General features: G+C 43.6%; 7 protein-coding genes. 5 read left to right on the top strand and 2 right to left on the bottom strand.

What is annotated here, in order from left to right:
- From IMQ33_RS23750 to IMQ33_RS23765, 4 genes are all read left to right on the top strand, one after another.
- Positions 1-362: fimbrial protein (locus tag IMQ33_RS23750; RefSeq protein WP_196067769.1), on the top strand; the 362-nt coding region annotated here is incomplete at its 5' end.
- Positions 363-419: 57 nt separating this feature from the next.
- Positions 420-1,121, top strand: coding sequence for a molecular chaperone (locus tag IMQ33_RS23755; protein WP_196062284.1), 702 nt, complete (start codon positions 420-422; stop codon positions 1,119-1,121).
- A gap of 73 nt (positions 1,122-1,194) precedes the next feature.
- The gene (locus tag IMQ33_RS23760) at positions 1,195-1,485 is read left to right on the top strand and encodes a hypothetical protein (RefSeq protein WP_196062285.1); all 291 of its coding nucleotides are present in this window, start codon (positions 1,195-1,197) and stop codon (positions 1,483-1,485) included.
- A 188-nt stretch (positions 1,486-1,673) separates the two neighbouring features.
- Entirely contained in the window at positions 1,674-2,240 is a 567-nt protein-coding gene (locus IMQ33_RS23765) for a helix-turn-helix transcriptional regulator (RefSeq protein ID WP_196062286.1), read from the top strand.
- A gap of 460 nt (positions 2,241-2,700) precedes the next feature.
- Here IMQ33_RS23765 and IMQ33_RS23770 read toward each other — a convergent pair whose 3' ends face one another.
- Both IMQ33_RS23770 and IMQ33_RS23775 read right to left on the bottom strand, forming a co-directional pair.
- On the bottom strand, positions 2,701-2,937 hold the full coding sequence (locus IMQ33_RS23770; protein WP_196062287.1) for a hypothetical protein: 237 nt from the start codon (positions 2,935-2,937) through the stop codon (positions 2,701-2,703).
- Positions 2,938-3,286: 349 nt separating this feature from the next.
- Entirely contained in the window at positions 3,287-4,195 is a 909-nt protein-coding gene (locus IMQ33_RS23775; RefSeq protein WP_196062288.1) for a winged helix-turn-helix domain-containing protein, read from the bottom strand.
- 723 nt (positions 4,196-4,918) lie between these two features.
- On the opposite strand from IMQ33_RS23775, the gene IMQ33_RS26255 reads away from it, so the two are divergent.
- Positions 4,919-5,119, top strand: a 201-nt coding sequence (locus IMQ33_RS26255) for a hypothetical protein (RefSeq protein WP_230327534.1), incomplete at its 3' end; no start/stop codon positions are given.

A 5,119-nucleotide genomic window follows, 5' to 3' on the forward strand; every position in this document is an offset into this window, starting at 1 on the left:
TGCAAACTGCGGGCACCACACGAGGTGATACCGGCTTCGTGATGGCACTGAACAACTGTTCTGGCACCCTGCAAACCGCTTCCGCGTTCTTCGAAGCAGGTGCTTCCGTTGACCAGGTGACTGGCCGCCTGAAAAACATGACCGGTGGTGCAACTGGCGTCAGCCTGCAACTGCTGGACGGCTCAAGCCCGTCTCCGGCAGTGATCCAGGCGGGTAACCAGAACCAGGTCACCAACACCACTTATAAAGACATTTCAAGCGGTAGTGCAAGCCTGCCATACATCGTTCGCTACTATGCCGAAGCGCCAACGACTGCCGGCACCGTGGTCAGCAACGTAGTGTACTCCATCCAGTACCAGTAATGGACTGTGGGAGGGGGATGTCCCCCTCCCAACTCGCCTGACCGTTTGGAGCTAATCATGAAGTTTCTCACACACACAACACACCAGATTTGTACGTTGGCGGCCCTGGCGCTGTTCAGCACCCATGCGCTGGCCAGCGTGGTCATCAGCGGTACCCGCGTGATTTACCCGTCGGATGCGAAGGAAGTCAGCGTCAAAATCAGCAATGTGGGCCCCTCGCCGGTGCTGCTGCAAAGCTGGATCGACAGCGGCGATGCCAATGCCAAACCATCAGCCATCAAGGTCCCATTCGTGCTGACCCCGCCGATGAACCGTGTCGAACCCGGTAAAGGCCAGACATTGCGTATCAGCTACGCTGGCGGTGCATTACCGATGGATAAAGAGTCGGTGTTCTGGCTAAACGTGCTGGAAGTCCCGGCCAAGAGTCAGGCCAAAACCGACGAAAACAAGCTGCAGATGGCGTTCCGTACCCGCATCAAGCTGTTCTATCGCCCGGCAGGCCTGCAAGGCAATGCCAACGATGCCGCCAAGGCGGTTACCTGGAGTACCCAGGGGAGCCAGGTCCAGGCCACCAACCCGACACCGTTCTATGCCTCGCTGGTCAATCTGTCCATCAACGGCAAGAAGCTCGACAGTGCGATGATCGCCCCGCGCAGCGCCATGACGCTGGAATTACCGGGTCAGGCAGGGAGCAAAATCAGCGGAACCTATGTAAATGATTATGGTGCTGTACTGCCCTTCGATGCGGTGGTGAAATAAGCCCCGAAAACAACCACACCATTAATTACCGTCTTGATCATTATTCAGGAAATCGGTTCTGAAGGGACTTCTTATGCCAAAGCCTTTGCCACATAACCTTCAGGGATGGCTTTACCCCCTGGTTCTGGCTATTGTATCGGTCTTTTTTGCAGAGGGTACATTTGCAGCCGAAAAAACCGCCTCTGCACCGCAAGAAATCGCAAAAAATCTGGAATTCGATGCTTCTTTCCTGAATGTTGATGATGAAAAGTCGGTTGATTTCAGCCGTATTTCCAATACCTCATCGGCGCTGCCGATCGTGTATAAAACCTCCCTGTATGCCAACGAAAAATTGGTCAGAAATATATTCAGACAAAGTCAGTGATAACTGATGGCAAAGCAACATTTACAATCAACCACGATTAGTTTATTAAACAAGCCTGGCGTTATATTTCTATAACCCAATAAATCACCGCATTCACTCAGTGGGTTGAGGGCGACTTCCTCCATGAGAAATAATATTGCCTGCAATTAAAAAACCAATGTTTATTAAAATCATTAAGGATGAAAAACATGGATGTATACGTCGTAACCGAAAACAATTTTTTCTTTATTGGCATCAAAGAACAATTGCCCTTTGAAAAGGGAACAATAAAAAAACTTCACCCCAATGAAATAGAAAACAACTCAACGATTACATTTTATAGAGATGATGTTTTTATTTTTCACACTTCAAATTTCGGTATAGAGCTTTCATTTTTGATTTCTACGGGAGGATTTCCTGGAAAGTTGATATTCATACCAACGACCAGCAAAGAAAAATTCAAACTGGCGTTTAATCGCTATGTTTTTCTTGACACTTACGCCACAATCGATGAAATCACAACCAAGATCATTAACAACAATGAATACGATAGCTTGAATTATCACGTAATTAGCGAACCACTGACTGAGCGGGAAAAAACAATAATGCGCCATACCATCAGCGGAATGAATGTATATAAAATCAGCCAATACTTGTCCATTTCAACCAAAACAGTTTATTCACATAGACGAAATGCGTTTCACAAATTGGGCGGAAGAAACCTGTTTGAGATTTGGCCGTTCAGGGGTAATTTCTTACGGGCTCCAAGGAGTTAATATTACTCGACACGACTGACTCTGTCCTGCCCGCCATTGCAATTTGATAACAGTAGGGTAGGATAGCCAATTTCATCATATCCTTGCACGGCCTCCAAGGCCGTCTCTCATCAGTAGCACCCTTTATTTACAATATGTTATATGCATATCGCCAAACTAAAATATTTACAATCACTGGTATTAACATCATGTAATGCCGACTCGTCAAAGCAATCATTCTGATATTTACCTTAAAAATCACCTTATATAATAAACGTGTCCACGTTATAACGACCAAGATAAGGGATAAAGTTTCATAAAATCACCAAGTAACACACTGAACAATCAATATAAAAATCAAGCAATGCGACTTGATATTACTTGATTCGGAATTTCCTTCACCACTCCTTATTCTTTATCTCAGCAGAAAAGCAAAGGGCGCTCTCCCCCAATAGCCCCCACAAAGACAGTATTGTCTCTATCAACCACCGAGTTGGTTCCCAATGCTGCGGCATTTTTCGCACCCGGCACCTCCGGCCAATGAGTATTGTCCTGTTGCTAGGGGGTTCACATTTTTGCTGGTATTGTTGACTTGGAACATACTATCAGGACCATTATCAAGCTGACTGATATCCGTATTCACAGTGTTCACTGAGTTGGTAATAATTTTTAGCTGGGCAGCGTTGACGGCATCCGTATCTTCAGTTCCAGCAGCCACATTCGTAATTTGCCTTTAATTATCGTCTAAATTGTTCGAAACGGTATTATCGCGATCGGCAACATTGGTAATGTTGGCCCGTGTTTGGCACTGAACGCCCCTAACGACGGATCCCACGACAATGTATCCTGCTGCAGTGTACTTATATTATTACCTATTTCTGCTAACCCTGAGGTGTTCAGTGCCACTTGTTGGTTGGTGTTATAAAGTTGTGACCCATTGACCACATCGGCGCTGGTTGCACTCAGCTCAGCAAGCATCACGATGAAGGATGTAGCATCCTCCGCTACACTAACATCCCCACCCACATTTTACATTCCCGGTTGATCGGTTTATGATCAAGAGACCCTTACGGTTTCGGAACAACTCCTCTCGTCGGGACTCCTGACTTTGCCGCGCCTATTGATTTAGAAGCAACGTTAAAGCGTGTAGAACACTCAATATCTCCATCAGAAGCCGTACGGCAGAAGAAGACCAGTATATAATCGTCTTTTGGTGCTCGGGTAATATATAAGAACTCGCCAGAGTTGCACTGTAGATTTCGGCCTGCCATAAAATTCTTTATTTCAATAGAATTCATACTCTTATTCTCTCGTTCTGTATAGACGGCGCATTGATCCAACGTCGTAATCTTGTCATGCGTAGCGAAAAAAAGGACGCTTTCAGCCGGACCAATGGTAAACAGGCTGGCAAGGATTATGAAACATGCAGCCGGAAAGAAGAAACGGATCCCCTTATTTTCTTTAAGATAACTAATCCAAGAACGTCGACTTACATTTTCCAATGCTATTTCATCGTTAGATACATTTTCTACCGGCACGTCGCTGTTTATTGTGGCGGCCTCATCTTTCGCATCCCTGTTAACAGAAACATCTTCAGCGGCAATATTAAGCTCACTCTCAGCATGTGTATTGTCGTCTTCCTCAACCAACTGAACCTTGCCCGTAAACTTTACCCCGACCTTAGGAATGGTTTTGATCGCCGAGATGATAACTCCCGCCTCTCTCATACCTCTTCTCAGTAACAAGATGTTTTGGTAAAGGGTATTCATGGTGACGTATTGGCCGTGTTTTTCCCAAACTTCAGCAAGAAGGGTCTCTTGACGAACGACATCACCAGGATTTTGCAGCAATAACAGCAAACAGCGGTTAACAGGGGTATTCAATAGCGTTTCTTTGCCCCGTCTTCCAAGAGGGGTTAACCGATGCTCTTCAGGTGTATACAAGACCGTGTCATTGATTACATATTTCTCTTTCATTTTCAATTACCTGGACGTTATCACCACAAGAAAATATATACGCTTATCATGAAGTATACTACTTCACATAATAATTGCCCTACGAACAATTCCTTTAATATCAATCCTTTAAAGAAAATTTCTTATTCATGTCTTCATGAGCTTGATTTAACTAAAGAAAAAGCCCAAAAATATATAAAACTTCAGCATAATTAATTGAAAAATAACACCTTTCAACTTGATAATAACAATTAAAATGACTTCATTAAGAACATTCTCTCAATTAGGTTACTATTTTCTCATCAACAGGACGGGATGATTAAGTTAAGTCTATTCATCACGTTGCAGCAAATAGTGATAATTCATCATCACTACGTTGATAATTTTAGCCAATGGTACAAGATAAATCCTAGCTACAGCGCAAGCATTTATCAATATGATACATATGAGTTATTTTTCACAATCCAGATTTTTATACTTTAAAATAGATATATAAAGTTTTTTTGACTGATAAAATTCCCGGAGTAATGACCCACCACAATCGCTAGGAGTGACCGGAAAACATGGTTAAAAAAGTCAAAATTTGCCGTCATTGCAGAATTTAATTCCGTAATGCAGGCCAAAGTAACATCAACCTTACTCGTAACCAATAGGTTGCCATGAAAGCAATCGCTTCTATAATACGTGCATCAAGGGAGGCTTGTTATTTTGAGATACAACAGCGAAATAATGAACCAAGTGTATATGGAAAATAGACTTTATGGATTTCTGCTTAATGATAATGTTCTCTTTAACATTGCGACTCGCAGGCTCGTGCATTACGCCGAAGAGCTTTCCGAGCACAACATGTCTTTTAAAGTGGTCTCTTTAAACGAGACTCAATCACGACTGTTAACATGTTTACTAATGAATCGCACCAGCGCTGTTATCTATAAGGATGACATT

Origin of the sequence: Serratia sp. Res13-Sevr-LER1-36-b, assembly GCF_015673035.1 — a bacterium.
Taxonomy (GTDB): Bacteria; Pseudomonadota; Gammaproteobacteria; order Enterobacterales; family Enterobacteriaceae; genus Chania; species Chania fonticola_C.

Bases quoted from the DNA above. Each gene is read 5' to 3' on its own strand.
- IMQ33_RS23765 (WP_196062286.1), top strand. From the start codon at position 1,674: ATGGATGTATACGTCGTAACCGAAAACAATTTTTTCTTTATTGGCATC.
- IMQ33_RS23775 (WP_196062288.1), bottom strand. From the start codon at position 4,195: ATGAAAGAGAAATATGTAATCAATGACACGGTCTTGTATACACCTGAA.
- IMQ33_RS23760 (WP_196062285.1), top strand. From the start codon at position 1,195: ATGCCAAAGCCTTTGCCACATAACCTTCAGGGATGGCTTTACCCCCTG.
- IMQ33_RS23755 (WP_196062284.1), top strand. From the start codon at position 420: ATGAAGTTTCTCACACACACAACACACCAGATTTGTACGTTGGCGGCC.